The sequence below is a fragment of the Thermoleptolyngbya sp. PKUAC-SCTB121 genome, assembly GCF_016919485.1.
In the GTDB taxonomy this organism is placed as follows: Bacteria; Cyanobacteriota; Cyanobacteriia; order Elainellales; family Elainellaceae; genus Thermoleptolyngbya; species Thermoleptolyngbya sichuanensis.
The window spans coordinates 4,259,669-4,286,101 of record NZ_CP070366.1 but is presented as its reverse complement, the minus strand read 5'-3'; the positions used below and the strand labels follow the sequence as shown (position 1 = coordinate 4,286,101).

At 55.2% G+C, this 26,433-nt stretch carries 18 protein-coding genes, 2 tRNA genes and 3 rRNA genes; 14 read left to right on the top strand and 9 right to left on the bottom strand.

Annotated elements, in window-relative coordinates; genetic code table 11:
• The first annotated feature begins 79 nt into the window (after positions 1–79).
• Together asnS and JTM80_RS23195 are read left to right on the top strand one after the other, a co-directional pair.
• The gene (gene asnS / locus JTM80_RS17540) at positions 80–1,468 is read left to right on the top strand and encodes an asparagine--tRNA ligase (protein ID WP_172355041.1); all 1,389 of its coding nucleotides are present in this window, start codon (positions 80–82) and stop codon (positions 1,466–1,468) included.
• A complete protein-coding gene (locus JTM80_RS23195; RefSeq protein ID WP_255548802.1) occupies positions 1,425–1,553 on the top strand; it encodes a hypothetical protein in 129 nt (42 codons plus the stop codon). Before asnS ends, JTM80_RS23195 begins: the two co-directional genes overlap by 44 nt.
• Positions 1,554–1,607: 54 nt before the next feature.
• Here JTM80_RS23195 and JTM80_RS17535 read toward each other — a convergent pair whose 3' ends face one another.
• The 6 genes from JTM80_RS17535 to JTM80_RS17510 form a co-directional block, all read right to left on the bottom strand.
• Complete coding sequence (locus JTM80_RS17535) at positions 1,608–2,309, bottom strand: cysteine hydrolase family protein (RefSeq protein ID WP_172355039.1); 702 nt, start codon at positions 2,307–2,309, stop codon at positions 1,608–1,610.
• A 52-nt stretch (positions 2,310–2,361) separates the two neighbouring features.
• Positions 2,362–3,909 (bottom strand): ABC transporter ATP-binding protein, encoded by a 1,548-nt coding sequence (locus JTM80_RS17530; protein ID WP_172355037.1) that lies wholly within the window; start codon positions 3,907–3,909, stop codon positions 2,362–2,364.
• 130 nt (positions 3,910–4,039) lie between these two features.
• Positions 4,040–4,723 carry a cysteine hydrolase family protein gene (locus tag JTM80_RS17525; protein WP_172358867.1) on the bottom strand — a complete coding sequence of 228 codons (684 nt, stop codon included), beginning with the start codon at positions 4,721–4,723 and terminating at the stop codon, positions 4,040–4,042.
• A 15-nt stretch (positions 4,724–4,738) separates the two neighbouring features.
• Positions 4,739–5,671: an ABC transporter permease gene (locus JTM80_RS17520; protein ID WP_172355035.1), complete on the bottom strand. Its 933-nt coding sequence runs from the start codon at positions 5,669–5,671 to the stop codon at positions 4,739–4,741.
• Between the two features lie 188 nt (positions 5,672–5,859).
• On the bottom strand, positions 5,860–6,978 hold the full coding sequence (locus JTM80_RS17515; RefSeq protein WP_172355033.1) for an ABC transporter permease: 1,119 nt from the start codon (positions 6,976–6,978) through the stop codon (positions 5,860–5,862).
• A 6-nt stretch (positions 6,979–6,984) separates the two neighbouring features.
• Entirely contained in the window at positions 6,985–8,187 is a 1,203-nt protein-coding gene (locus JTM80_RS17510; RefSeq protein WP_205369956.1) for a BMP family ABC transporter substrate-binding protein, read from the bottom strand.
• Positions 8,188–8,679: 492 nt separating this feature from the next.
• Between JTM80_RS17510 and JTM80_RS17505 the strand changes: the two genes are divergently transcribed.
• Positions 8,680–12,654, top strand: a complete 3,975-nt coding sequence (locus tag JTM80_RS17505; RefSeq protein ID WP_172355031.1) for an AAA family ATPase — start codon at positions 8,680–8,682, stop codon at positions 12,652–12,654.
• Between the two features lie 81 nt (positions 12,655–12,735).
• On the opposite strand, the gene JTM80_RS17500 is transcribed toward JTM80_RS17505, so the two are convergent.
• Positions 12,736–13,320 carry a GNAT family N-acetyltransferase gene (locus tag JTM80_RS17500; RefSeq protein ID WP_172355029.1) on the bottom strand — a complete coding sequence of 195 codons (585 nt, stop codon included), beginning with the start codon at positions 13,318–13,320 and terminating at the stop codon, positions 12,736–12,738.
• Between the two features lie 46 nt (positions 13,321–13,366).
• Between JTM80_RS17500 and JTM80_RS17495 the strand changes: the two genes are divergently transcribed.
• The 3 genes from JTM80_RS17495 to JTM80_RS17485 all read left to right on the top strand — a co-directional run bounded on the left by JTM80_RS17495 (position 13,367) and on the right by JTM80_RS17485 (position 15,919).
• Positions 13,367–13,705 carry a rhodanese-like domain-containing protein gene (locus JTM80_RS17495; protein ID WP_225906670.1) on the top strand — a complete coding sequence of 113 codons (339 nt, stop codon included), beginning with the start codon at positions 13,367–13,369 and terminating at the stop codon, positions 13,703–13,705.
• Between the two features lie 662 nt (positions 13,706–14,367).
• Positions 14,368–15,024, top strand: coding sequence for a sigma-70 family RNA polymerase sigma factor (locus tag JTM80_RS17490; protein WP_172355025.1), 657 nt, complete (start codon positions 14,368–14,370; stop codon positions 15,022–15,024).
• A 274-nt stretch (positions 15,025–15,298) separates the two neighbouring features.
• Positions 15,299–15,919 (top strand): anti-sigma factor, encoded by a 621-nt coding sequence (locus tag JTM80_RS17485; protein WP_225906669.1) that lies wholly within the window; start codon positions 15,299–15,301, stop codon positions 15,917–15,919.
• Positions 15,920–16,052: 133 nt separating this feature from the next.
• Here the strand turns inward: JTM80_RS17485 and JTM80_RS17480 are convergent, their stop codons facing one another.
• Complete coding sequence (locus tag JTM80_RS17480) at positions 16,053–16,508, bottom strand: hypothetical protein (RefSeq protein WP_172355023.1); 456 nt, start codon at positions 16,506–16,508, stop codon at positions 16,053–16,055.
• A 364-nt stretch (positions 16,509–16,872) separates the two neighbouring features.
• Here JTM80_RS17480 and JTM80_RS17475 point away from each other — a divergent pair, with 364 nt between their 5' ends.
• The gene (locus JTM80_RS17475) at positions 16,873–17,196 is read left to right on the top strand and encodes an STAS domain-containing protein (protein ID WP_172355021.1); all 324 of its coding nucleotides are present in this window, start codon (positions 16,873–16,875) and stop codon (positions 17,194–17,196) included.
• Between the two features lie 212 nt (positions 17,197–17,408).
• Here JTM80_RS17475 and JTM80_RS17470 read toward each other — a convergent pair whose 3' ends face one another.
• On the bottom strand, positions 17,409–18,551 hold the full coding sequence (locus tag JTM80_RS17470; protein ID WP_172355019.1) for a tetratricopeptide repeat protein: 1,143 nt from the start codon (positions 18,549–18,551) through the stop codon (positions 17,409–17,411).
• A gap of 331 nt (positions 18,552–18,882) precedes the next feature.
• On the opposite strand from JTM80_RS17470, the gene JTM80_RS17465 reads away from it, so the two are divergent.
• The 7 genes from JTM80_RS17465 to rrf all read left to right on the top strand — a co-directional run bounded on the left by JTM80_RS17465 (position 18,883) and on the right by rrf (position 26,368).
• On the top strand, positions 18,883–19,455 hold the full coding sequence (locus JTM80_RS17465) for a hypothetical protein (RefSeq protein WP_225906668.1): 573 nt from the start codon (positions 18,883–18,885) through the stop codon (positions 19,453–19,455).
• A 664-nt stretch (positions 19,456–20,119) separates the two neighbouring features.
• Positions 20,120–20,296, top strand: a complete 177-nt coding sequence (locus tag JTM80_RS17460) for a hypothetical protein (RefSeq protein ID WP_205369955.1) — start codon at positions 20,120–20,122, stop codon at positions 20,294–20,296.
• A gap of 669 nt (positions 20,297–20,965) precedes the next feature.
• A 16S ribosomal RNA gene (locus JTM80_RS17455) occupies positions 20,966–22,454 on the top strand.
• 115 nt (positions 22,455–22,569) lie between these two features.
• Positions 22,570–22,643, top strand: a tRNA-Ile gene (locus tag JTM80_RS17450).
• A gap of 227 nt (positions 22,644–22,870) precedes the next feature.
• A tRNA-Ala gene (locus JTM80_RS17445) sits at positions 22,871–22,943 on the top strand.
• A 294-nt stretch (positions 22,944–23,237) separates the two neighbouring features.
• Positions 23,238–26,119 (top strand): 23S ribosomal RNA (locus JTM80_RS17440).
• A gap of 132 nt (positions 26,120–26,251) precedes the next feature.
• A 5S ribosomal RNA gene (rrf, locus tag JTM80_RS17435) occupies positions 26,252–26,368 on the top strand.
• The 16S, 23S and 5S rRNA genes sit together here with 2 tRNA genes alongside, the layout of an rRNA operon.
• Positions 26,369–26,433: the final 65 nt, after the last annotated feature.

Below are 26,433 nucleotides of genomic sequence, written 5' to 3'. Positions count from 1 at the left end.
CGATCGCCCCAAACCCGCTATTTTTAATGAAGGGCTTTCCGGCTCTCACTCCCATCTCCTGACCCCTGATCTTTGAAATATGCCGAACCGCATTCTTGACCTCCTCCGCCAGGGCCAGCCCAACGATGCCGTGAGCGTGCGCGGCTGGGTGCGGACGAAACGTGAACAAAAGGAGTTCACCTTTATCGAGGTGAACGATGGCTCCTCGATGGCGGGGCTGCAAGTGGTGGCAAATCAAGACATGCCGGGATATGCCGAGGCGATCGCCCGCATCAACACGGGTGCAGCGGTGGAAATTTCCGGTGTGCTGGTGGAGTCGCCTGCCAAGGGGCAGCGGATTGAGCTGCGGGCGGAATCGGTTACGGTCTACGGCGAGGCAGACCCGGAAACCTACCCGCTGCAAAAGAAGCGGCACTCGTTTGAGTTTTTGCGGACGATTGCCCACCTGCGATCGCGCACCAATACTCTCGGCGCAGTTTTCCGCGTCCGCAACGCTGCTGCTCAGGCGGTGCATCATTTTTTCCAAGAGCGGGGGTTTCTCTGGGTGCATACGCCGATTATCACCGCGAGCGACTGTGAGGGCGCGGGAGAGTTATTCACCGTCACGAATCTGGATTTGAAAAATCCGCCCAAGACGAAAGAAGGCGAGGTTGATTTTGGGCAAGATTTCTTTGGCAAACGCGCCTATCTCACTGTCTCCGGCCAGCTAGAGGCGGAAATCATGGCGATGGCGTTTTCCAATGTCTATACTTTTGGCCCCACGTTTCGCGCCGAAAATTCCAACACGTCACGCCATTTGGCGGAGTTCTGGATGATTGAGCCAGAGATGGCGTTTTGCGATTTGCTGGGCAATATGGAACTGGCCGAGTCCTTCCTGAAGTCCGTGTTCAAGCATGTGCTAGAGACATGCCCAGAAGATATGGCGTTCTTTAATGAGCGCATTGAAAACACAGTGCTGGAAACGGCCGAGAATATTATTAACAGCGAGTTTGCACGGATCACCTACACAGAGGCGATCGCCCTTCTGGAAAAGAGCGATCGCACCTTTGAGTACCCTGTTTCCTGGGGACTGGACTTGCAATCGGAACATGAGCGTTACCTAGCAGAGGAATTGTTTAAGAAACCGCTGATCGTCACAGATTATCCAGTCGAGATCAAGGCTTTTTACATGCGGCTGAACGACGATGAGAAAACGGTTCGCGCAATGGATGTGCTTGCGCCACGTATTGGAGAAATCATCGGTGGATCACAGCGCGAGGAACGCCTGGATGTCTTGGAAAAACGCATTCAAGACTTAGGAATGCCCATCGAAGATCTCTGGTGGTATCTCGATCTACGACGGTTTGGCACGGTGCCCCATGCGGGCTTTGGGCTTGGGTTCGAGCGTCTGGTGCAATTCATGACGGGAATGCAAAATATCCGCGATGTCATCCCCTTCCCCCGAACGCCGCTCAGCGCTGAATTTTAGGCAGCAAGCGGGTCTGCGAACCGACGTGCGAACCGACGTGCGAACCGACGCGCCAGCCGAAAAGAAAAACCGCCTGCGGGGCTGAATTCACAGGCGGCCATGCAGAGGTTCTCTGCCCGATTTAGGGTGAAGCGGTAGCTCAGACAGGAGAAGCCTCTGACGCTCGGAATGCGGCGAATGTGTCCAGCACGTTTGCTGAGGGAGCCGTCCAGCCGACGATGCCGCCCTGCGCCCGCACCATTTCCAGAGTCGCCTGCTTAAATTCTGGAAAATAGCTCTCGGTGCAATCTTCCACCATCAGGCATTCATAGCCGCGATCGTTGGCTTCGCGCATCGTCGTCTGCACGCACACCTCAGTGGTCACGCCCGTCATCAATAAGTGGGTGATGCCGCGCTCTGCCAAAATTGCGCCCAGCGGTGTCGCGTAAAATGCGCCTTTTCCTGGCTTAGAGATGACGATTTCACCCGGCAGCGGAGCCAAATCGGGAATAATGCCGTTTCCCGGTTCCCCCAGCACGAGAATTCGCCCCATCGGGCCCTCGTCGCCAATTTTCAGTGAGCCTTTGCCCCGATTGAGCTTGGCAGGCGGGCAGTCGGATAGATCGGGCTGATGGCACTCGATCGTGTGGATTACAGGCAAACCCAGTGTCCGAAACGCTGCCAGCAGTTCCTTCAGCGCTGGAACGATTGCCTGGAGTCGCGTTACGTCATTACCTAGCGCATCGCCAAAGCCGCCTGGTTCCATAAAGTCACGCTGCATGTCGATGATGACCAGTGCCAGTTTGCTCAGGTCGTCTGGCAGGGTGTATTCGTAAGGAAGCGCTGTGATGGTTAGATCCATGACTGGTGTTCTCCGGCAGGTCGGTTTTGGGTTTTGAATTTTGGATGCGTGGCTAATGGCCGGCCATGCTGGTGCCGATCGCCCCAAAGTCTGCTTCACTCGTTGGACTGTCGTATACAAACTTGCCGCCGCTGATGACGATGAGGCGATCGCTCAATTTCAGCAGTTCATCCAGATCCTCACTGACCAGCAGCACCGCCACGCCACGGTTTCGGGCATCTACGATCTGAGTGTGGATGAAGTCCACCGCGTTAAAATCCAGACCAAAGCAGGGGTTTGCCGCAATTAGCAGCTTGATGTGATCGGCAGACAATTCTCGTGCCAAAACCACACGCTGCACGTTTCCGCCAGAGAGATTGCCGACGGGCGTTTCGGGTGATGGCGTTTTGACGGAAAACTGGTGAATCAGCCCCACTGCCATGTTCCTAATCGCGTTCAAGATCAGCATGATTCCTTTTGCCTGGGGTGGGCGATCGAACGTTCGCAGAGCCATGTTTTCCGCGACGCTCATATGTGGAACGCAGGCGTTCTTTAGAGGTTCCTCCGGCAAGGCAAAAACCTTGTGTTTGAACATTTCAGCACGGGTCGCGCTGTAGGGTTCACCGTTGACCCAAATCTTGCCAGACGTGGGTTCGCGCTGTCCTGCCAGCACTTCTACTAGTTCCCGCTGACCGTTCCCCGAAATGCCTGCAATGCCGACGATCTCGCCGCTATGAACGGTTAAGTTTATGCCTGAAACGGCCTCTACGCCGTTGTCTTTGTTGGCGTGCAGATCCCGCACTTCCAGCACAGAGACTTTTTCCAAGTCGTCAACTTTGTTAACAGGTGTTGGCTCTTTTTTCTCGCCCATCATCATTTCTGCCATCTCTGGCACGGTCAGATCCTTCACCAGGCCGCTGCCTGCAAACTTGCCCTTGCGTAGGACTGTAATCTCGTCGGTAAAGGCCATCACCTCACGGAATTTGTGCGAAATCATCAGCACGCTCAGCTTGCCATCGGTGACCTGTTCGCGCAGCAGACCCAGGACTTCGTCCGCCTCGGCAGGGGTCAGCACCGAAGTCGGCTCATCTAGAATCAGGATGCGGCTCTTCAGGTAAAGCTGCTTGAGAATTTCCAGTTTTTGTTTTTGTCCGGCGGCAAGTTGGGCGATCGGCACGTCAATCGGCACGCGGAAGGGCGAAGCATCCATAAAGGCTTGAAGCTCCTCTAGTTCATCCTTCCAGTTGATTAGCGCCTTGCTTTCGTAGCGAGACAGAACCAGGTTTTCGGCGACCGTCATGGCAGGAACGGAGGTGAAATGCTGATACACCATGCCGATGCCGTAGTGGTGTGCATCGCGGGGATTGGCGATTTTTACCGGGTTGCTGTCGATCAGCACGGCCCCAGAGGTGGGGGAATAAAAGCCCATGATGCACTTGACCAGGGTGCTTTTGCCCGCGCCGTTTTCGCCCAGCAGCGCGTGAAAGCTGCCAGGTTTTAGGTGCAGCGATACGTTATCCAGCGCGATGAGTGTGCCAAAGTGCTTGGACATGCCTGTGACCTGGAGATCGGGTGGACGCTCGACTTGGAGGGTTGGGCTGGTTGTGGCGATGGAAGTCATGAGGGGTGATGGAGTTAGAGGTTAACCAAGGTCGAAGATAGGGCTGTTTGAGATGCGATATGCAGAGCAAATGTATTGATTAATGAATCTACCAATGAATCTACTGATGAATCTGCTGATGATTCAGACGTTATGGAGCGATCGCCTCGATGAAGGAACGTGAATCGGATACTGCGCCGAACACGCCGCCCTGCATTTTGATCATCTTGAGGGCGGCCAGATGATTGCCATAATCCGTTGCAGCAGTACAGTCCGAGAGAAGCAGACACTCATAGCCGCGATCGTTTGCATCCCGCATGGTGGTATGCACACAGACATCAGTGGTGACTCCGACAAGGATGATATTTTGAATACGATTGCGCTGTAGCACAAGATCTAGATCGGTTGCGTAGAAGGAACCCTTGCCGGGTTTGTCGATTACCACTTCGCCAGGTAGTGGGGCCAGTTCGGGGATGATTTCCCAGCCGGGTTCGCCGCGCACCAGAATCTTGCCGCAGGGCCCCGGATCGCCAATGCCTGCCCCAATTTGGCGCGATCGCCACTGTTTGTTTTCTGGCAAATCCGACAGGTCAGGGCGATGTCCCTCGCGGGTGTGCATGACGTGATAGCCCTGCGCCCGTGCGGCCGCCAGCACGGACTGAATTGGCTCGATCGGCGCACGAGTCAGCGACAGGTCATAGCCCATCTTGTCTACATAGCCGCCTGGGCCACAAAAGTCGATCTGCATATCAATTACCAGCACAGCCGTATTGCCGGGATGCAGTTCGCCGTTAAATGGGTAGGGATAGGGATCGGCCTCTACAAATCGTCCCATCATCAACCTCCTGAATCAGCTATCGGTTCCAAGCGCACCGGGAACGCCGTTGAGCGTGCGCTTGGGCGAGCAGGTAAAAATCATGATCAGCAGCGTCAGCACGTAGGGCGCAGCGTTGAACAAGTAATAGCCTTCCTTAATGCCAACGGATTGCAGGGCGGGGCCGAGGGCCTGTGCGCCGCCGAAAAGCAGCGATGCCCAGAGGCACATAATCGGGTTCCAGCGGGCAAAGATGACTAGCGCCACTGCCATCAATCCCTGACCACTGGAGATACGCTCTGTCCATAGGCCGGGATAATACAGCGACAGGGCCGCGCCGCCGATGCCCGCTAGGAAACTTCCGGCAATGACGCTGAGCATCCGCACTTTGAAAATCGACACGCCCATTGCACGAGCGGCTTCGGGGCTGTCGCCTACGGCGCGGACGAAGAGTCCCCAGCGGGTGGAACGGAAAAACCAGGCCATCAGAGGGGCGATCGCCAGCCCTATTAAAAACAGCGGACTGATTTGCAGCGCGGCTTGCAGGGCGGGAACCTGGCTCCAGTTACCCAGGTCAATCGTCGGCAGTTGGGGAGCCTTGGGCTGAATAAAAGGCTTGCCAAAAAAGAACGCCACACCGCTGCCAAAAATAATCATGGCGATGCCCACCGCCACATCATTGACGCGAAACTGCTGCGATAGCCAGCCGTGAATTGCGCCGAGGGCGGCTCCGGCGATACCCGCCGCAATTACACCCAGCCACGGCGACCCGGTAAGATAAGAAATCGCATAGGCAGCCATCGCGCCCGTCAGCAGCGTCCCTTCCAGACCCAGGTTGATTTTGCCGCTCTTTTCCGTCAGGCACTCGCCCAGGCTAACGAACAGAAAGGGTGTGCCGCCGCGCATGGTTCCCGCAATGATTGCTAGGGGAACACCAAGCCAGCCAATTGCTTGTGAGGGTTCTGACATAGGGGTAATGATGAGGGATGAATCAGAGATTTCTAGTGGGTGAAATGACCTTGTGAAATCAAGGAAGAGATGCTTGGAAGACGAATGGTAGGAACGAATAAGGAACGTTAGAGTGATACAGAGATGAACCTACTTTGCTCAATAAAGCACCCATTCATGCCTCATCCTTCTGCCTTCATCCTTCCTCATCACACCGTCATAACTGGTTCCTGCCCCGGACTCGGCGGCGGCGGCGCGGGGGGTTCGATAACGATGGGCTTTTCTTTGAAGAGGCCGAACTTGCCGTAGAGCGAGTCGCTATAGAGCACCATCAAGAAGACGAGTCCCTGGAAGATCAGCACGGTGGCATCGGGCAGTCCGTGGGCCCGCTGGAGGATGCCGCCGCTGGCGAGGATGCCGCCGACGAGCAGGGAGATCAGCACAGCGGCGAGGGGGTTGTGGCGGGCGGCAAAGGCGACGAGGATGCCACCGTAGCCGTAGCCAACATTCAGCGATTCATTGGCAGAACCCTGCACAGCGGCCACCTCCACCATGCCCGCCAAACCCGCGCAGGAACCTGCCAGAAAGCAGATCATCACCGTCAGCCTGCCAACGGGTAGCCCCGCAATTTTGGCGGCGCGGATGTTGCCACCAGCGGTGCGGGCGGCGAAGCCAAAGGTGGTGCGCTGCATCAGGAAATAGGCGATGACGCAGGCGATCAGCCCATACAGCAAGCCCCAGTGAACCCGCGTGCCAGGAATGTCGCCCAGCATATTAATCTCCGCCAGCGGGAAGGTCGATGGCTTATTGAGCGAACTGGGATCGCGCATGGGGCCGCCAACGAGGTGATTCAGCAGGGCGATCGCCACGTAGTTCAACAGCAGGCTGCTAATTGTCTCATTCACGCCGCGATAGTGCCGCAGCCATCCCGCCGCGCCGATCCAGATGCCACCCATCACCATCCCGGCGATCGCCATTGCGATCTGCACCATCAAAGGAGGGAAAGCCGTTCCCATAGCGAGACCCATCGAAACGGCTGCCAGTCCACCAACCACCAGTGCGCCTTCGTTGCCAATGATCACCAGCCCCAGTCGGGCGGGCAGCGCCGTACACAGGGCCGACAGCATCAGCGGAGCCGCCCGCACCAGCGTATTTTGGAAGGTGCTCCACTTGCCAAAGGCAGCCTTCCAGATCGAGGCATACACCGCGAAGGGGTTCGTTCCCACCAGCGCACAAAAAATTCCAAACAGCAAGATTCCGGCCAGAATGGCCCCAAACGACAGACAGAGAGATTCCAGCGTCCTGCGCCAGGTTTGTGAAAGCGCCATTGTTCTCTAGCCTCCCACCGACCCGATTACGCCTTCTACCAGATAATCCATCTGCTCCAGCTTGGGATCTTTTTGCTCCAGCTTTTCGTTCGCCCCGACCACCACACCGCCCTTGTTGTCCTTCACTTCGCCGGAATAGATGACGAGGCTGCCGTCCATCAGCGTGGCTTTGGCTGCGTCCGCAGCGGCCTTGGCTTCGGCGCTGACTGCCGGGCCGTAGTCCGATACCTTACAGAAGCCGTCCTGCAAGCCGCCGCGCAGGATGTGGTCAATTGTGCCGTCTTGCAGCGACTTGCCCGCGTAGATGTCTTCGGCAATTTTGGAGTAGATATTCGTCCAGTCCCACTCGGCTCCGGTGAGGTAGCCCTTAGGAGCCAGGGCCGCTTGGTTGGCATGATAGCCTGTGCAAAAAATGCCGCGCCGTTCCGCTGTTTCCATCACCACCTTCGGACTGTCCACATGGCAGGTGACAACATCAATGCCCTGATCCACCATGCTGTTGGTGGCTTCTGCCTCTTTGATCGGCTCCGCCCAGTTTCCGGTGAAGAGAACCTGAGTTGTGGCATCGGGGCGGACGCTGCGAGCGCCAAGGGTATAGCTGTTGACGTTGCGAAGCACCTGGGGGATTGGTTTCGCGGCCACAAAGCCCAGCTTGCCGCTCTTGGACGTGAGGGCTGCGACGATGCCCGCAACGTATTGCGCCTCGTCGATATAGCCAAAGTAGCTGCCAATATTTTTTGGCGTTTTGCCTTCCTGGTACAGTCCGCCCGCGTGGAAAAATTGGACATCGGGATATTCTTCCGCCAGCTTCAGGATGTGCGGGTCAAAGTAGCCGAACGAGGTGGGGAAGATGGCTTTTGCGCCGTCGATGTCGATCATGCTCCGCATGGATTCGGCAACGGCGGTGGTTTCGGGCACGTTTGCCTCTTCCACCAGCTTCACCCAGTTGAACTTGGCTGCCATGCCCGCTGCGCCCTCGGCGTGGGCCTGGTTGTAGCCGTAGTCGTCCTTCGGCCCGACGTAGATAAAGCCGATGGTGAGCGGGTCGCCGCTGCCTGATGCGCCTCCTTCGGCGGCGGCATCTGTTCCGCCTGTGCCAGAAGGACTGCACGCTGTTCCCAACTTCGCCGTGAGACCAAAAGCGCTGGTGGCCAGCAGCCCTCGAATCACCTGCCGACGAGACACGTTCAAAATTCGTTTCCTGCCCATCTCTTTGCTCACAGTGCTAGCTCCCTTAGCGACAAAACCTGGTGACGAAACCTCTGCGGTGAAATCCCAATCTCAAAAATCTCGAAACTCTTGAAACTCTGAATCCCCAGATTGCGGCGGCTCGAAAAACCCTGAAGCCGTCCTGACTGGGGCGATTAGAAGTTAGACCAAAGCCTATCAAAGCCGCGCCGGAAACGGGGTTCTAAAAGGTGTGGGAAAGGTTCGCAAAAGGTTCGATCTGAGTCAAACAGAATGTGCCTTGGGCTACAAAGGGCGATCGCCCAAACCGTTAGCATCGCTGATACGCAGTGGGGAGCCGCAGTGGGGAGCCGCAATGGGGAGCAATGAGCGCGATCGCCCTGATAGCGGGCAATTTCGATAGGACTTACGCAGTTGGACGCTTTCTCTCGCGCGCAGCCCGCAAGCAAGCGTCCAAAACCCAGAAAACTTATCGCAAGGTAAGTCCTGTTTGAGTCTTTTTTGTAAACAGTTATGAACTCCGAAGAAGCCCTAGCCATAGTTGAGTTCGCCCTGCGGGACAATCGCCTCAGCAAGCTGCAACGTGCGGTATTTTGTCAGGCATGGGAGGAGCAATCTTATCTAGAAATTGCTCGTCGCTATGGCTATGAGTTGGGCTATGTGAAACAGACGGGTTCCCAACTCTGGCAACTGCTGTCGGATACGTTCCAGGAAAAGGTCACCAAGCACAATTTGCAGGTCGTGCTGAAGCGGCAGGCTCCACGGGTCAAAGCCACGGGTTCAGACCCAGAGCGATTAGAACCCGTTGCTTTAGAACCCATAATTTCAGAGCCGCCGGCTGTGCTGGAGCAGCGTGCCGAACCCAGCGCAAATCGAGAGACGCTGCTGAGAAATTCTGCTCTGCTGTTGTCTGCTCCGGTCGCCACCTTGCCCGAAACCCGCGTGGCGATCGCCCCTCCCGTTCCCGCGGCTGCTTCCCTCCCTGCGCCCGTGGCCGACTGGGGCGATGCGGTCGATCTGCCTGCCTTCTATGGTCGCGATGCCGAGTTGCAGCAGGTCGCAGACTGGATTTTGGGCGATCGCTGTCGGCTGATCCTGATTTTGGGCATGGGGGGCATCGGCAAAACCACGCTGTCCGTCAAGCTGGCAAAACGGCTATCGGAGCGGCAAACCGCTGAACCGGGCAGATGCGATGCACCGTTTCAGTTCACCCTCTGGCGATCGCTCCGCAATGCGCCGCCTGTCCTGGAACTGCTGGCAGATCTCATTCAGGTTCTCTCCCATCGCCGGGATGCCGACCTGCCCGACTCGCTGGATGGGCGCATCCGTCGCCTGCTGGACTATTTGCGGCAGCACCGCTGTCTGATCGTTCTGGATAACGGCGAAACGGTGATGCGCCAGGGCGATCGCGGCGGCGGCTACTTACCTGGCTACGAGGGCTATGGTCAACTCCTGCAAGCCCTGGGCGAAGCAGAACACCAGAGTACCGTCCTCCTCACCAGCCGCGAAAAGCCGGGAAACCTGGCGGTGCGTGAAGGGTCGCATCTCCCGATTCGCTCGCTGCGGCTGTCGGGCTTGCCGCCAAACATTGGGCAGGAACTCTTTGCGCTGAAGGGCGAATTTAGCGGCACGGATGCCGAATGGCAAACGCTGGTAAGCCACTATGCGGGCAATCCTCTGGCGCTGCAAATGGTTGCCTCGGTGATTCAGGATCTCTTCGACGGGCAACTTACAGACTTTCTGGACTGTCTGGAAACAGGAACCTCGGTCTTTGGCGATATCCGCGATCTATTGGCGCAGCAGGTAAACCGCCTCTCGCTGCTGGAGCAACAGGTGATGGACTGGCTGGCGATCGCCCGCAAGCCTGTAACCCTCTCCAACCTGCGATCGTGGCTGGTGCCGCCTGTGGCGCTGGGGGCGCTGCTGGAGGCGATTTGTTCCCTGGAGCGGCGCTGTTTGATTGAGAAAACCGCACCCCGTCTCACTGAAAAATCGCAGGCAAGGTTCACGCTCCAGCCTGCCGTGATGGAGTATGTGACGGAACAACTTATTGAACGGCTTCAGCAGGAGATTGGTCACGTTGGTGCTGCTCAAGCTGAATGTGCGAGTGGCCCTTCTGTGATTTCAAGCAACCTGCTGCATACCCACGCAGTCCTCCAGCCCCAGGCAAAGGATTACATCCGCGAAACGCAGACTCGCATGATCCTTGCGCCCCTGGCAAAGCGCCTGCTGGAAAACCAGACCCAGACCCAGCTAGAAGAACGAGTGCGATCGCACCTCCAGCACCTCCGCTGCACGTCTCAAGCTCGGTCTGGCTATACGGCAGGAACCCTGCTGAACCTGTTAGTGCAACTGGGTACAGACCTGACGGGTTGGGACTTTTCGGAACTCGCCGTGTGGAATGCGTATCTGCGCGGTGTGAATCTGCATCGGGTGAATTTCACCGGGGCGAATCTGGTGCGATCGGGCTTTACCGAAACCTTTAGCCAAATTTTGGCGATCGCCTTCAGTCCCGATGGCAAGCTGCTGGCCACGGGCGATATAAACCACGAAATCCACCTCTGGCAAGTGTCAGATGGGAAACAACTGCTCAGCTTGCGGGTTGATGAAGGCTGGGTCTGGTCGGTGGCGTTTTCGCCGGACGGACGCACCCTCGCTAGCAGCGCCAACCGCAGCGTTCACCTGTGGGATTTGCAAACCGGGGCCTGCCTGAAAACGCTGCCCGGATATAGCGATCGCGTCTTTTCGGTGGCGTTTTCGCCGGATGGACAATACCTGGCGACGGGCAGCGAAGACCACTGGGTGCGCGTCTGGAATGTGCGATCGGGAACCCTGCTGCATTCTCTGGCGGGCCATACCCATGAAGTTCGCTCCGTTGCCTTTTCGCCTGCCCCGCTGCGGCAGGGGCCGACCGCGAAGTGTGTATCCAAATCTTCTGCCTTTCTGCTGGCCAGCGCCAGCTACGACGGAACGGTGCGCCTGTGGAATGTCAGCAGCGGTGCGTGCCTTGCCACCCTGAAGCATCCAGATCCCCCTGCAACAGGGGCGCTACCCTGGGTCTGGTCAGTGGCGTTTTCACCCGACGGCCACACCCTTGCCAGCGGCAATGACGACGGCACGGTGTGCTTGTGGACGGTGGAATCGGCCGGATCTTCGAGGGCTGTAATCCCGACCACGCACCCCCCCCTGCAAGGCTCTCGGCAACCCGTGCGGGCGATCGCCTTTAGCCCCGATGGGCGCACCCTCGCCAGCGGCAGCGATGACGGCAGTCTGCGCCTATGGGACTATCGTCAGGGCGATTGTCGGCGTGTGCTGACTGGGCATCGAAGCTGGATTGCGGCGATCGCCTTCAGTCCAGACAGCGGCATTCTCGCCAGCGGCAGCGAAGACCAGTCTGTGCGCCTGTGGGACGGGCGGGGTCTGTGTTTGCGGACGCTCCAGGGCTACAGCAACGGCGTGTGGTCGGTGGCGTTTTCTCCTGATGGGCGCATTCTTGCCAGCGGCAGCCAAGATCGCACCCTGCGGTTGTGGGATCGGCAGTCGGGACAACTCCTCGGCAGCTTGCAGGGCCACACGCGCTGGATTTGGTCGGTGGCGTTTCACCCAAAGCAGCCCCTCCTAGCCAGCGGCAGCGAAGACCACAGCATCAAGGTGTGGAATGTTCAGACGCAACGCCTGCTGCAAACCCTGGAGGGACACCGCGACGCAGTGATTTCGGTGCTGTACAGCCCCACTGGGGAAACGCTGCTTAGCGGCAGTCTTGACGGCACAATCAAGCTCTGGGATGCCCCAATAGGGTTGTGTCGTCGCACGCTGGCTGTCCACGAGGGCGGCGTATGGTGTCTGGCGCTGAGTGTCGACGGTCGCCTGCTGGCCAGCGGCAGCCAGGATCAGACCCTGCGCCTGTGGCATGTAGAGAATGGAAGCTGTTTGCAAACGCTAACGGGGCACACGAGCTGGATTCGGGCGATCGCCCTCAGCCCCGATGGACAACTCCTGGCGAGCGGCAGCGCCGACGGCGTGATCAAGCTCTGGCGTGTGCAGGATGGAGTCTGTGTTGCCACCCTCAAGGCGCACCGGGGGCCCGTGCTGGCGATCGCCTTTCACCCCAGCGGCAACCACTTCGCCAGTTGCAGCACCGACACCACCCTCAAGCTCTGGGATTCTGGTGCTGCCACCTGCCTGCACACGCTCCACGGACACCACCGCTGGGTGCGCTTCCTGGCCTACAGCCCCGATGGCAACACCCTGGCAAGCTGCGGGCAGGATGAAACAATCCGCCTCTGGGAGTTGGGATTTGAGGATCAGGGGTGTTGCGGGGAAGGCACGTCCTTAAGCGCTTGTCCGCCAGCCTCGCACCTGCGGCAACCCGAAGCTTCCTGGGTGCTGCGCGTGCCGCGACCCTACGAAGGAATGGCGATCGCCCAAGTCACAGGACTCACCGACGCACAGCGGGCCACCCTGCGGATGCTGGGCGCGGTAGAGTGATGCCGTGCTGAAGTGATGCCGGGTAAGTGACACCGGGTTGCAGTGATACTGTGCTGAAGTGATGCCGGGTTGAAGCGCCAGTCATAGCAACAACTGCAAAAACTTCAAATCTAGCCAGCGATCGAACTTGTAGCCCACCTGTCGCAGATGCCCGACTTCTGCATAGCCAAAGCGCTGGTGCAGGCGCAGGCTGGCGGCGTTGTCGGCATCAATTCCCGCAATTAGGGTGTGCAGACTGCGAGCTTTGGCCGCTTCGATGAGGGGCGCAAGGAGGCGCTGACCAATGCCGAGACCGCGGGCAGGGGCTGCGACGTAGACTGAGCTTTCGGCGGTGTAGCGATAGGCGGCCCAGGCGCGGAAGGGACCGAGGGCAGCGTAGCCCAGAATCTCGGCATCATCGGTTGCGGCATCATCGGTTGCGGCATCATCGGTTGCGGCTGATGCGGCTGCGGCATTAACGGCAACGAGAATGGGATAGCCCTCTGTTTGGCGGGCGGCAAACCAGGACTGACGCATTTCCAGCGTATGTGGCTCGTAGTCGTAAACCGCAGTCGTGTGCAGGATCGCGTCGTTATAGATTGTCAAGATGCCAGGTACGTCGGCCTCAGTGGCAGGGCGAATGTGCAGGTTGTCTAGCGGCGAGTCGGTCGGTGTTTGTGGGATCATGCAGTCATTCCCCTTTGCAAAACTGCTTTATCCTACGATGCACTCGATGTCTCAACTGCCTCATATCCACCCAACGGAACTTGCCGAACGGCTGGCGCAGGGAGCGCGGCTGCAACTGGTGGACGTGCGCGAACCGGAGGAACTGGCGATCGCCCAGGTAGACGGCTTCATCAACCTGCCGCTGAGTCAGTATGGCGAATGGTCAACCGATATCCACAGCCGCTTAGATCCGGAGGCAGAAACCATCGTTATGTGTCACCACGGGATGCGGTCGGCGCAGATGTGCGGCTGGCTGCTGTCGCAGGGCTTTCAGAATGTCAAAAATCTAACGGGTGGAATCGAAGCCTATGCGATTGCCGTTGACCCCACCATTCCCCGCTATTAACGCTATTAGAGCTATTAGCGCTATTAAAAAGAGTCAGATGGGCGACACATAGAAAATTCCCTCTGCAAGTTTCTATCATGCTGTCTCGCAGCAATTGATACTGCATGGTTGGTATCTTTGCTGAGAAGTGAATGTCGCCTAAACCTTGGGACAGCGGGGGGCGCTGTCCTATGGTTGCCGATGCCCAAGGAAAAATCTCCAACCCTGAAGCTGGGCCTTTGAAATGAAGGGACTGGGGGTGATTTTGAATTTTGGATTTTGGATTGCCAATTCACCGATTTATCGGGCGTGGGGCGATTTCCAGGGGGATGTTGTTTGGCGGAATGGAGAGAAGCCGTTATCTCTAAAATGATCCGGTTTTGACAAACAGCGGTGCGGATGAAAAAGAAATGCGAATTGGGCCCCAGGGTTGTGCAGATTGAAAATCCGTCCATCTGGCCAATTGTGCCAGGGGCGATCGCGGTAGATTTAGGCTGCGAAGGCGACAGTCGTTGCTATACAAGGACTTTGAAGCCAGTGCGATCGCTGCCCTTTACACCGCTTTGCCTGTGGAACCCTGCACTCCTGACCCAAGCCAAAGCAACTTTTGCAACTCCGGTAGGAACATCACCGATATGCAAGCGTCATCTAGAAGTGTCATCTCCCAAAGCCAAGCGTTGCCCATGAGCGAGTCTATGTCTGCGTCCTGGTCTGCCGTTGGGGCATCTGCGCCCCAGGCCAAGGTTCCGGCAGAGTCTCTGTCGAACTACGATTTGATTCTGCAATGTCAGGCAGGGCTACGGCCAAGCAAGACGGCGTTTGCGGAATTAATTCGGCGCTATCAGTCTCATGTGGACAAGGTGTTGTATCACCTTGCGCCCGACTGGTCAGACCGGGCCGATTTGGCGCAGGAGGTGTGGATTCGGGTCTATCGCAACGTTAGTCGGTTGCAAGAGCCAGAAAAGTTTCGGGGCTGGCTCAGCCGAATTGCCACCAACCTGTTTTATGACGAACTGCGGAAGCGGAAGCGGGTCGATAGCCCTCTCTCGCTAGACGCACCGCGCACGCTAGACGATGGCGAGATGGATTGGGAGCTTGCGTCGGACGGGCCAGGGCCCTCCGAAGATTTGGTTACACGCGAGTTCTATGACCAATTGCGGGCAGCGATCGCCGATTTGCCAGAAGTCTTCCGCACCACAATCGTGCTGAGGGAAATTGAAGGCATGGCCTACGAAGAAATCGCTGAAATTACGGGTGTGTCTCTGGGCACGGTGAAGTCTAGAATTGCCAGAGCGCGTCAGCGGCTTCAGTATCAGCTCCAGACCTATCTGGACAGCTGAGGGATATCTCTCCACCCGTGTTGTGGAGGATTGAGGGAAACAATGGGCGATCGCGTCGAAGTTCTGGTTCGGCATGTAGTGTGTGCAACTAGAGGCTGAGGCTGGTTTTACTATATTTCCCTTATGATTCCCCTTATGATCTGAGTAAGGTCTGAACTCAATGTTGGAACTCTATCCTCTCGCGATTGTGCATAACCTTTGCACACTAGCCCTGTGCATTGACTCATCGGTTTAGCGGTTTGCTCTCGATTCTGAGTCCTTGATTGATTTGACCATGATGCCTGATATTAACGACGGTAAAACTCCCCGGCAGCGTGCCTCTCGCCCTGCCTCTGGGAGCGGTCTGCCCCCAGAATGGGCGCATCGTTCACCTGTAGAGCCGATTGACCATTTGAAGCGCGATCGCTTTGAGTTATTGAGCGCCTATCTAGATGGCGAAGTCTCTGCGAGCGATCGCCGCCAGATTGAGGCATGGCTTGCCAGCGACGCTTCTGCACAACAGCTTTATGCTCGCCTCCTCAAGCTGCGTCAAGGGTTGCATGGGCTACGCACCCTCCCTGTTCCTGCCGAGCGCCCCGTCGAACAGACGGTCAGCCAGGTGATGAAGCGGCTGGAGCGTAAGCCAAAGCGTACTGTGGCCTGGGGCGGCATGGCGGCGGCAGCAGCGCTGTTTGCAGGCGCAGTGACGACGGTGGTGGCTCCGAGCTATCTTTCCCCGCATGTCAACGTGATTTCCCAGTCCGATTCTCAACTGATGATCGCGCTGGATCGTCCAGTCATTGACATTCCCGACATTGCCTATCCGAGTGCTGTGCCTCCGAGGACGACGGCCGTTCCCGTTCCCGACGTGGTTCCTGTTGCACCGTCTAACGGCGGGCAGCCTATCACGCCCTAAAGAGGCTCCAGCAAAATAAATCTATAGCAAATAAATCTATAACAAGGTGCATGGGCTGCGTTTGGCTCATGCACCTTGCTGCTCATGCACCTTGCTATGTATATCTCTGCTCTGCATATCTCCCAGGTCAGATTCATTCAACCCGCACCCTGCTGCCAGATTGATCGGTGTGGACGTGATATTTCCCTTGAGGTGTGGAAACTGTGACCCTATAGCCAGGAGTCATGACCTCAGCACAAACCTCGTCAGGTTCTGCGGCACCCAGGCAAGCATTATTCCAGGTTTGGGGGCTGACGTTGCTCAGCGTCATTTGCGCTGTTGAAAGACCCGTTTTCTCCGCTAGCGTGGTCTTGATGCGGGCTGCGACTTCTGCCGGGAGCGGTGTGGATGTTCCAAAGGAGCGAGAGGGGGATGATGGGAGATGAGAGGAGTCCTGACGGGTGGTGGTGTGTACGCTGGAAGACTCTGGGCCAGAGGCAGCCGTTGCGCTGCACCCGGTTAATAAGCCGACCAAAAAAAGCAGGGCGATCGCCCTGAGCCACCGCTTCCAACCTGCGTCAATCGTCCACACCACATCCTTGAACATCATAAATTTGAAGGTCTATTCACCAACTCTTTAATTTTAGCGATCGCCTTGTCCATCAAGCATTTGACCGTCACTAAAAAATCATTTTGGTAGCAACACGTAGGGGACTGTATCTAACTTAGTGGCAATTCGTTCACAGCTATGCCAGTTTAGAGGAGTGCTTAATAAGCCGCGTAGCCATAGATCCGTATTCTCCGTATGGGTCTGCGCGCTCACCCATTGCATATGCTGGGGTTGCAGCGTGGGTTCACCAAAATTTAATGCCCTGGCTCTGCATCTTCATAGAACGTGCAGAGGCTATGTGCATTTTGGTTAACATCCTGGCAGCCGCACGCCTCAATCCTTAAACCCTTGTCAAACTGGAAACATGATTAAAGTTATTGAGCTTTCTGGCATTCTAGATGGCACCCAGGTAGATGCCTTCCATCAGCAAATTGGTGAGGCTCTGGAAACCGGCGCTTCCGTCATTTTGGTGGACTTAGAGAAAGTGACGTTTATGGATAGTTCTGGGCTGGGTGCTTTGGCAAGCGCCCACAAAAAGGTGCGGGCTGCTGGTAAGCGGCTGTCTTTCTGCTCGATTGGCGAACAAGTTAAGATTTTGTTTGAGCTGACCAGTATGGATCAGGTGTTTGAAGTATTTCCGAATCGGGAAGCGTTTGATCAGACCGTGCTATCGGGCGCGGTGTCTTGAGGCAAAACTGGGTATTTATCAAAGGTGTTCAGTCCATCGTCTTGGATAAATTCAGAGCTTAGCGAGTTAAGCTTAACGAGTTAAAAAGGGTGAGGCGCACTGCGTCCCACCCTTTCTGATTAAAGGTTTAATTTGTTGTGTGACCAGGGCAATGAGAAGGTAGTCTGGCTTGACAACTCGACTAAGTTTTACACTAAGAACGTTGCGCCGCGTCAATCCAGCTTTTTGATCATAGATTCGGCTTGTGCCGCGCCCTCTGCGTTGCCCTGCTGCTCGTAAAGCTGGAGGGCACTGCGAAAGGCGGCAAGGGCCTCGTTCCGGCGATCGCGCTCCTTTAGCGCCACGCCAAGCCTATAAAACGCATCTCCACTTTCTGGCTCCAGTTCTGTTAGCCGCCGAAATGTAATGATTGCCTGGAGATAATTCCCCTGTTCCAACAGCAAGTTGCCCAAGGTCGAATGGGCATCGACTGAATTCGGCTCGGCAAAAGTTGCCCGTTGATAAAAGGCGATCGCCTCTTGCATATTGCCTTGGGCGCGATACAAGTCCCCGATTTGCAGATAAATATCAGCATTTCGAGGTTCTAGCTCGGCGGCTCGACGCAGTGCATTCAGCCCATCCTGCACCCGTCCTGAGTTGACCAGTGCCACTCCCAAATTGGCCTGTACCTCAGCCCGCCTAGGAGCCAAATCGGCGGCTTGTTGCAGCATCTCTGCGGCATCTCGATAGCGGGCAGCCAGCAGCAGTACCTCACCCATCGATTCATAAATGCGGGCACTGTTTGCGCCGCGCAGCGTCGCGGCTCGTCGATAGGCGGCTAGCGCTCCGTCATAGTCTTGCAGGCGAGTTAAAACCACGCCCAGACCCAAATTCGCGTCTAGGTTATTAGAATCCAGCGCGACGGCTCGACGATAGGATTCAGCGGCCCCTGCGTTGTCCCCCAGGTTGGCCAGACAAAAGCCAAGCGCGTAGTGAAAGTTGGCGTTGTTGCCATCTAGCTCGATCGCCCGACGATAGGCCGACACGGCTGCCGCATAGTTACGCTCCTGGGCATGAGCGAAGCCAATCGCAGAGTGGATGCGGGCGTTGTTTGGTTCTAGTGCTGCGGCCTGCTCGTAGATGGCGATCGCCTCGCTAAAATTGCGCGATCGCATCAGGTCGCGCCCCTGCCGTACGAGTTCATTTACCCGCCGACTTTGCTCTAGTCGCTGCTGAGGAGTCAGTTGTCGGGCCGTAGTGCCAGAATTTTCAATCTGGGCGATGGCCAGAGGAGGGTTGACCAAACCAGCGACAGGCAGAGAGAGAAAAAAGCTGGCGATCGCCGCCACAGAGTTAGAAGTTTTAAAGCTAATCACAGTTCAATCTGGAACAGACTGCAAGCTAATCCACGCTCGTTGACTTTCGTCAACGCAGATCAACACTCGTTAATAATTAGCCGATTTCGGCTGGATTGAAAACAGTAGCCCCCTCGAAACGTCTCGAAAGCTTACGAAATCTCGTTCAAAATTACACGCCTAAAACTGCACTCCAAACTGCACACCCAAAAAAGTACCTTGCCAGGGGACTGTATCGCCCAACCGTCAGTGCCATATTGGTTTCAGTTGAGTAAGCCAAGGAAAAACGTCAGAACGTTTATCTGCCAAGGCTTTCAACCACACACTATCAACCTGTTGAGGAACTTTAATTATGGCTACTGTTTGTTCTCCCTCCAAAGCAATGCGTGCTGAAGCTGCTGCGGCTGTTGCGCCTCCGGTCGGGGCCCAACCTCCCCAATACGCAGAAACAGAAACCTACTCCCGTAGCATTCTGGGCCCAGTGATGTTTGAACTGTCTGAGCTGCGTGTAGAAGGGACGGCCGATCTGCCTGTGCCCCCCACCTACGTCGCTCCTGGACAGTCTCCGTACATCATCGCGGCTGATGAAGAGTTCGTTTCAAGCGTGAAAATCGTATTCAACCGAACCCCCCTATCATCGCTGCTGATGTGCCTGGGCACCCAAATCTCGATGAACTTCCACTTTGAAGGCCAAGGCCGGAAGGCTACGGAAATTGACCTCCTAGCGGAAATTACAACCCAGAAGGATGTCTATGAGTACGAAGTGAAGCTGTCTGAAGTGCCCAAAAAAGCAGGACTCACCCCCGGTTTGTATGTGGTTTCCGCCACAGCCGAAATTGGCCCTGCCGAACACGAATGCAGCCAGTTCATCTTGGGCTACGGCTACATCTCTGGCACGCTGCTGCAAGTCTACAAAGAGGTCTAAGCGACGATTGGTTCGTACCATTTCCCCAGAGCATGTGAGCTAGCCACCTGCTCTAGGGTCACTCCTGAAGCTTGAACTCGCTGGTAGGTCTTCGTGACCTACCAGTTTTTTGCGGCCATACGATCAAACTACATGTTGTGGCTGGTGAATAATTGGCCACACCTCAAGCGGAGAACTTAAGGCTGTAGATAAGGATTGGTAAAGCTGGGGTTGAGGCTTGACCTTGCTCTAAAAACAGAGCCAGACATGAGAGAGGAGCGACATAAGAGCAAATTTTTTGTAAAGACTAATACAAGACATGACTATTAATTTTTATGTCTGAATGCGATCGCCATCTACACACGGGGCAATCTAGCTGTTATCCTAGTCACTTCTTAAGCTTCTCTTAAGCTATTGATCAAGGTATTGCAGCACTTTAGAGTGCTCTTTCTTCGCGCGAATTCTCTACTCATTCTGAGGCGATAGAAAATCTAGCTCTCAAGCTGAAGCATCTGCATCCTAACGCGACAGCCATTTTCACAGACCCTCCTCACGCCCTATGGAACTTGCTAGCGATTCGTACCCAGTTCGAGCATTTATTCGACACAAAGCCAAAATGAGAGTCTTAGAGGCCGAATCAATGGGGATTGGCTGCTTAGCCTTCGACGAGCCTCTTCTTCAAGAGTTGTCAACCACACTCTTCCAGTCAGAACGAGGAGCCGCAATCTTCATCGCCTACCCAAATCGTCAGGCTGCCGAAGCCATCGAAGATCAGTTCGCCCTGGAACTTGCAGAAACCTATCGCTACATCAAGCAGCGGAAGATGGATACTCAAGTGCAACGGTTAAATAGCCTGCTCTAATCTCTTCTAATCACATTGCCTGCACAAAGCTTGAGGCGGCTGGAGAACCAGATAAGCTCTGGGATTATCCAGCCGTTTTCTGCATTATGACCACTCACCCCAATCCCTTCTTCAGGGAACTCGGCTTAAAACCTTGGCAAGAGCATAGAAAAAATGTGAGCCTAACTATCCGCTCCTAGATTTCTTGAGGATTTTTTTGAAGATGAAGACGGGAATCAGGGGCGATCGCCCCGTACTAGCCTCCTCAACCCCTTATTTGTTGGGGCTTTCAAGTTTTGGGAGTTTTTTTTGAGAGAGTAGTTGACAGTTATAGGGAGATAGGGCTACATTAGTAAAGCGGTCGGGAGGACAGCCGAAGCGGAGTGAAGGCGAAGCAAGGCTAAAGTCTCGCCGCCCGAACCTAGAAAAGATAATAGTTTGGAAGCCAGAATAGCATCTGTGACCCGTTAATGCAAATATTGGGGGAGTTATTTCTGAGGTTTCAGAGATTTTTCAGGGAAATTGATATTTAGGGACTAGTTCTTGAACTAGTTTTTAGGGATTGATTTTGCCTGAAGAGTCGAGAGACGAGGGAATGACTTTTCTGAATTAACGAAACACAAGGAGATTATTTAGATAATCTCAAACCGGAACGAGAGTTCTGGAGCCAAAAAACTCTAAATGGACAACACCATGGAGAGTTTGATCCTGGCTCAGGATGAACGCTGGCGGTATGCTTAACACATGCAAGTCGAACGGGGCTTTTCGGAGCCTAGTGGCGGACGGGTGAGTAACGCGTGAGAATCTGCCTACAGGTTCGGGACAACAGTTGGAAACGACTGCTAATACCGGATGTGCCGAGAGGTAAAAGCTTAATGTGCCTGTAGATGAGCTCGCGTCCGATTAGCTAGTTGGTGAGGTAAGAGCTTACCAAGGCGATGATCGGTAGCTGGTCTGAGAGGATGATCAGCCACACTGGGACTGAGACACGGCCCAGACTCCTACGGGAGGCAGCAGTGGGGAATTTTCCGCAATGGGCGCAAGCCTGACGGAGCAATACCGCGTGAGGGAGGAAGGCTTTTGGGTCGTAAACCTCTTTTATTGGGGAAGAAGCACTGACGGTACCCAATGAATCAGCATCGGCTAACTCCGTGCCAGCAGCCGCGGTAATACGGAGGATGCAAGCGTTATCCGGAATTATTGGGCGTAAAGCGTCCGCAGGTGGTTAATCAAGTCTGCTGTTAAAGCGTGCGGCTTAACCGCATATCGGCAGTGGAAACTGGTTGACTAGAGTTCGGTAGGGGTCACGGGAATTCCCAGTGTAGCGGTGAAATGCGTAGATATTGGGAAGAACACCAGCGGCGAAAGCGCGTGACTGGGCCTGAACTGACACTGAGGGACGAAAGCTAGGGGAGCGAAAGGGATTAGATACCCCTGTAGTCCTAGCTGTAAACGATGACAACTAGGTGTTGCCCGTATCGACCCGGGCAGTGCCGGAGCTAACGCGTTAAGTTGTCCGCCTGGGGAGTACGCACGCAAGTGTGAAACTCAAAGGAATTGACGGGGGCCCGCACAAGCGGTGGAGTATGTGGTTTAATTCGATGCAACGCGAAGAACCTTACCAGGGCTTGACATGTCGCGAACTCTTGCGAAAGTGAGAGGTGCCTTCGGGAGCGCGAACACAGGTGGTGCATGGCTGTCGTCAGCTCGTGTCGTGAGATGTTGGGTTAAGTCCCGCAACGAGCGCAACCCTCGTCGTTAGTTGCCAGCATTGAGTTGGGCACTCTAGCGAGACTGCCGGTGACAAACCGGAGGAAGGTGGGGATGACGTCAAGTCAGCATGCCCCTTACGTCCTGGGCTACACACGTACTACAATGCTGCGGACAAAGGGTTGCAAGCTCGCGAGAGCAAGCTAATCCCATAAACCGTGGCTCAGTTCAGATTGCAGGCTGCAACTCGCCTGCATGAAGGAGGAATCGCTAGTAATCGCAGGTCAGCATACTGCGGTGAATACGTTCCCGGGCCTTGTACACACCGCCCGTCACACCATGGGAGTTGGCCACGCCCGAAGTCGTTACTCCAACCCTCGGGAGGAGGACGCCGAAGGCAGGGCTGATGACTGGGGTGAAGTCGTAACAAGGTAGCCGTACCGGAAGGTGTGGCTGGATCACCTCCTTTAAGGGAGACCTACCCACTTTAGAGTCGAACGCACAGTGCAAATAGATTCAAAGTCGGTCATCCCAAGGTCGTTCGGATTACAGATAGGCTTCCAAACTATACTGGTTCGGTTTATGGGCTATTAGCTCAGGTGGTTAGAGCGCACCCCTGATAAGGGTGAGGTCCCTGGTTCGAGTCCAGGATGGCCCACCTTTGAAAAAGGGAAAAGCGAAGAATGAAGAGGTAAAAGAGATAAGAGCAAGCAAAGCCTCTGTAACGAAGTCTACGAAGCCTTTTCTGTAACGAAGTCTGTTCTGTAACGGGTCTTTAAGTTTTGCTTGGAGCCTTAAGAACTGTTTAGGTTGCACTAGGTTTCAGCTTTTGCTCTAGTTCTTTTATTATTTTTTCTTCGTTCTTCAATTCTCTGATTTTCGTATGGGGGTTTAGCTCAGTTGGTAGAGCGCCTGCTTTGCAAGCAGGATGTCAGCGGTTCGAGTCCGCTAACCTCCACTGAGGAATCTTGAATCCTCATGAGGCGATAGCTAGTTAACTTGCTTAGAATGCAGCTTGCTTAGCAGGCAGTTTGTTTAGTAGTCCGCTTACTTAGTTCAGCAACTTATCTTGTTCACCGAGTTAAGGAAGACCAAGAGAGCCTGCTGGATTAAACCAGCCAGAACCTTGAAAACTGCATAGAAAATTGTCAGGTAGCAGACAGCGAAAGTTGGCGGAAGAATAACAGCCTGCTGTCAATTAAAGCTGTCACTATCACAGACACCAATGTAAGCAAGACGAAAGCGAAAAAGTGGTCAAGCTACAAAGGGCTGATGGTGGATACCTAGGCACACAGAGGCGAAGAAGGACGCGGTTACCTGCGATAAGCCACGGGGAGCTGGAAGCAAGCATTGATCCGTGGGTTTCCGAATGGGGCAACCCCAAGTACTACCACCTGAATCCATAGGGTGGAAAGAGCGAACCCAGCGAATTGAAACATCTTAGTAGCTGGAGGAAGAGAAAGAAAACTCGATTCCCTTAGTAGCGGCGAGCGAAGCGGGAAGAGCCTAAACCAGGGGTTTTAACTCCTGGGGTTGTGGGACAGCGACATGGACTCTAGCGGCTAGACGAAGCAGCTGAATACTGCACCAGAGAAGGTGAAAGTCCTGTAGTCGAAAGCTTAAAGATACTAGCTGAATCCCGAGTAGGCCGGAGCACGTGGAATTCCGGTTGAATCATCGAGGACCACCTCGAAAGGCTAAATACTCCTGTGTGACCGATAGTGAACCAGTACCGCGAGGGAAAGGTGAAAAGAACCCCGGGAGGGGAGTGAAATAGAACATGAAACCGTCAGCCTACAAGCAATCGAAGCCCGATTAAACGGGTGACGGTGTGCCTGTTGAAGAATGAGCCGGCGACTTATAGGCACTGGCAGGTTAAGCCGAGAATGGCGAAGCCAAAGCGAAAGCGAGTCTGATAAGGGCGACAGTCAGTGTTTATAGACCCGAACCCCGGTGATCTAACCATGGCCAGGATGAAGCTTGGGTAAAGCCAAGTGGAGGTCCGAACCGACTGATGTTGAAAAATCAGCGGATGAGCTGTGGTTAGGGGTGAAATGCCAATCGAACCGGGAGCTAGCTGGTTCTCCCCGAAATGTGTTGAGGCGCAGCGGTAGAGATTATAGCGGGGGGGTAAAGCACTGATTCGGTGCGGGCTGCGAGAGCGGTACCAAATCGAGTCAAACTCTGAATACCCCGTGTACACTCTGCCAGTGAGACGGTGAGGGATAAGCTCCATCGTCAAGAGGGAAACAGCCCAGACCACCAGCTAAGGTCCCCAAATCATCGCTAAGTGGCAAAGGAGGTGGGAGTGCATAGACAACCAGGAGGTTTGCCTAGAAGCAGCCACCCTTAAAAGAGTGCGTAATAGCTCACTGGTCAAGCGCTCCTGCGCCGAAAATGAACGGGACTAAGCGATGTACCGAAGCTGTGGGATATATCTATCGATGTATCGGTAGGGGAGCGTTCTGTAGTAGTTAGAAGCATCAGCGGAAGCAGGTGTGGACGAAGCAGAAGTGAGAATGTCGGCTTGAGTAGCGCAAACATTGGTGAGAATCCAATGCCCCGAAATCCCAAGGGTTCCTCCGGAAGGCTCGTCCGCGGAGGGTTAGTCGGGTCCTAAGGCGAGGTCGAAGGACGTAGTCGATGGACAACAGGTTAATATTCCTGTACCGATGTGTAGTTGTGCAGAGGGACGGAGAAGGCTAACACAGCCAGAGGTTGGTTACTGGTTCAAGCGTCCGAGGCGATGAGGAGCGGTGAAAACGTTCCGAGTTGAGGCGTGAGTACGAGGAGATACGTCTCCGAAGTGTGTGATGTCAGGCTTCCTAGAAAAGCCCGAACCACGTTAATTCACTATTGCCCGTACCCGAAACCGACACAGGTGGGATGGTTGAGAATACCAAAGGGCGCGAGATAACTCTCTCTAAGGAACTCGGCAAAATGGCCCCGTAACTTCGGGAGAAGGGGTGCCCCCGCGAGGGGGTCGCAGTGAAGAGGCCCAGGCGACTGTTTACCAAAAACACAGGTCTCCGCAAAGTCGTAAGACGAGGTATGGGGGCTGACGCCTGCCCAGTGCCGGAAGGTTAAGGAAGTCGGTTAGGGGAAACCCAAAGCTGGCGACCGAAGCCCCGGTGAACGGCGGCCGTAACTATAACGGTCCTAAGGTAGCGAAATTCCTTGTCGGGTAAGTTCCGACCCGCACGAAAGGCGTAACGATCTGGGCGCTGTCTCGGAGAGAGGCTCGGCGAAATAGGAGTGTCTGTGAAGATACGGACTACCTGCACCTGGACAGAAAGACCCTATGAAGCTTTACTGTAACCTGGAATTGGGTTCGGGCTTTGCTTGCGCAGGATAGGTGGGAGGCGATGAAGCATTCCTTGTGGGGAGTGTGGAGCCAACGGTGAGATACCACTCTGGTGAGGCTAGAATTCTAACCTTAGCCCCTCAACGGGGAGAGGGACCGTTTCAGGCGGGCAGTTTGACTGGGGCGGTCGCCTCCTAAATGGTAACGGAGGCGCGCAAAGGTGCTCTCAGGCTGGTTGGAAATCAGCCGTAGAGTGTAAAGGCAGAAGAGCGCTTGACTGCGAGAGGAACATCTCGAGCAGGGTGGAAACACGGCCTTAGTGATCCGACGGCACTGTGTGGAAGGGCCGTCGCTAAACGGATAAAAGTTACTCTAGGGATAACAGGCTGATCTCCGCCAAGAGTTCACATCGACGCGGAGGTTTGGCACCTCGATGTCGGCTCATCGCAACCTGGGGCGGTAGTACGTCCCAAGGGTTGGGCTGTTCGCCCATTAAAGCGGTACGTGAGCTGGGTTCAGAACGTCGTGAGACAGTTCGGTCCATATCCGGTGCAGGCGCAAGAGTATTGAGAGGATTCCTCCTTAGTACGAGAGGACCGGGAGGAACGCCCCGCTGGTGTACCTGTTATCGTGCCAACGGTAGACGCAGGGTAGCCATGGGCGGAGCGGATAACCGCTGAAAGCATCTAAGTGGGAAGCCCACCTCAAGATGAGTACTCTCATGGCAAAAGCCAGTAAGGTCACCCGCAGAACACGGGTTAATAGGCTCTAGATGGAAGTGCAGTGATGTATGAAGTCGAGGAGTACTAACAGACCGAGGGCTTGACCTCTGTTTCGTGTCTTGAATTTAAGTGTGTGTCTAGACGATTTTCTATGCAGCCTTCTGGGTTCCCTCTTTTAGCGGGGTCTTCTGGAAAGAAGATTTCTCGCGTGGAAGAGAGTCTAGACAGCCCAATGAGTTTCCTGGTGCCTATGGCGGTGTGGAACCACGCTCATCCATCCCGAACTGAGTTGTGAAACGCACCTGCGGCGAAGATAGTTGGTGGGTAGCTGCCTGCAAAAATAGCTCGGTGCCAGGGCGATAATACAACCCCCCTCGGATGTAATCACCCGAGGGGGTGTTTGTTTTTCTGAACAAAGCTCC

Bases quoted from the DNA above. Each gene is read 5' to 3' on its own strand.
- JTM80_RS17505 (WP_172355031.1), top strand. From the start codon at position 8,680: ATGAACTCCGAAGAAGCCCTAGCCATAGTTGAGTTCGCCCTGCGGGAC.
- JTM80_RS17475 (WP_172355021.1), top strand. From the start codon at position 16,873: ATGATTAAAGTTATTGAGCTTTCTGGCATTCTAGATGGCACCCAGGTA.
- JTM80_RS23195 (WP_255548802.1), top strand. From the start codon at position 1,425: ATGTCATCCCCTTCCCCCGAACGCCGCTCAGCGCTGAATTTTAGGCAG.
- JTM80_RS17495 (WP_225906670.1), top strand. From the start codon at position 13,367: ATGTCTCAACTGCCTCATATCCACCCAACGGAACTTGCCGAACGGCTG.
- JTM80_RS17530 (WP_172355037.1), bottom strand. From the start codon at position 3,909: ATGACTTCCATCGCCACAACCAGCCCAACCCTCCAAGTCGAGCGTCCA.
- asnS (WP_172355041.1), top strand. From the start codon at position 80: ATGCCGAACCGCATTCTTGACCTCCTCCGCCAGGGCCAGCCCAACGAT.
- JTM80_RS17480 (WP_172355023.1), bottom strand. From the start codon at position 16,508: ATGATGTTCAAGGATGTGGTGTGGACGATTGACGCAGGTTGGAAGCGG.
- JTM80_RS17525 (WP_172358867.1), bottom strand. From the start codon at position 4,723: ATGGGACGATTTGTAGAGGCCGATCCCTATCCCTACCCATTTAACGGC.
- JTM80_RS17490 (WP_172355025.1), top strand. From the start codon at position 14,368: ATGAGCGAGTCTATGTCTGCGTCCTGGTCTGCCGTTGGGGCATCTGCG.
- JTM80_RS17500 (WP_172355029.1), bottom strand. From the start codon at position 13,320: ATGATCCCACAAACACCGACCGACTCGCCGCTAGACAACCTGCACATT.
- JTM80_RS17465 (WP_225906668.1), top strand. From the start codon at position 18,883: ATGGCTACTGTTTGTTCTCCCTCCAAAGCAATGCGTGCTGAAGCTGCT.
- JTM80_RS17515 (WP_172355033.1), bottom strand. From the start codon at position 6,978: ATGGCGCTTTCACAAACCTGGCGCAGGACGCTGGAATCTCTCTGTCTG.
- JTM80_RS17510 (WP_205369956.1), bottom strand. From the start codon at position 8,187: ATGGGCAGGAAACGAATTTTGAACGTGTCTCGTCGGCAGGTGATTCGA.
- JTM80_RS17520 (WP_172355035.1), bottom strand. From the start codon at position 5,671: ATGTCAGAACCCTCACAAGCAATTGGCTGGCTTGGTGTTCCCCTAGCA.
- JTM80_RS17535 (WP_172355039.1), bottom strand. From the start codon at position 2,309: ATGGATCTAACCATCACAGCGCTTCCTTACGAATACACCCTGCCAGAC.
- JTM80_RS17485 (WP_225906669.1), top strand. From the start codon at position 15,299: ATGATGCCTGATATTAACGACGGTAAAACTCCCCGGCAGCGTGCCTCT.